Source organism: Flavobacterium sufflavum (assembly GCF_004016525.1).
GTDB lineage: Bacteria > Bacteroidota > Bacteroidia > Flavobacteriales > Flavobacteriaceae > Flavobacterium > Flavobacterium sufflavum.
In genome coordinates, this window is record NZ_SACJ01000030.1 from 1 (window position 1) to 601 (window position 601).

The 601-nt window shown below is 38.9% G+C and carries 1 pseudogene; it reads right to left on the bottom strand.

Going from position 1 to position 601, the window contains the following annotated elements:
• A pseudogene (locus EOD40_RS18040) lies at positions 1 to 601 on the bottom strand (hypothetical protein); the annotation flags it as partial.

Below are 601 nucleotides of genomic sequence, written 5' to 3' on the forward strand. Positions count from 1 at the left end.
TCCGCTACATCCGTTGATAGTTACATCAGTCAAAACAGGAGTTACCGGAGCCGTTATATCTTTTACAATTACATTTTGATTCGCTGTAGTAATGTTTCCATTTCCATCATTGAAAGTCCAAGTTACTACCGTTGTTCCCTGAGTTGTAATAGGGAATACAGTAGTTGTTGTTCCAGTGATTGTTCCTTTACAATTATCAGTTGTAGTAGGAGCTACAGGAGTTCCGCTACATCCGTTGATAGTTACATCAGCCAAAACAGGAGTTACCGGAGCCGTTATATCTTTTACAATTACATTTTGATTCGCTGTAGTAATGTTTCCATTTCCATCATTGAAAGTCCAAGTTACTGCCGTTGTTCCCTGAGTTGTAATAGGGAATACTGTAGTTGTTGTTCCAGTGATTGTTCCTTTACAATTATCAGTTGTAGTAGGAGCTACAGGAGTTCCGCTACATCCGTTGATAGTTACATCAGCCAAAACAGGAGTTACCGGAGCCGTTATATCTTTTACAATTACATTTTGATTCGCTGTAGTAATGTTTCCATTTCCATCATTGAAAGTCCAAGTTACTGCCGTTGTTCCCTGAGTTGTAATAGGGAAT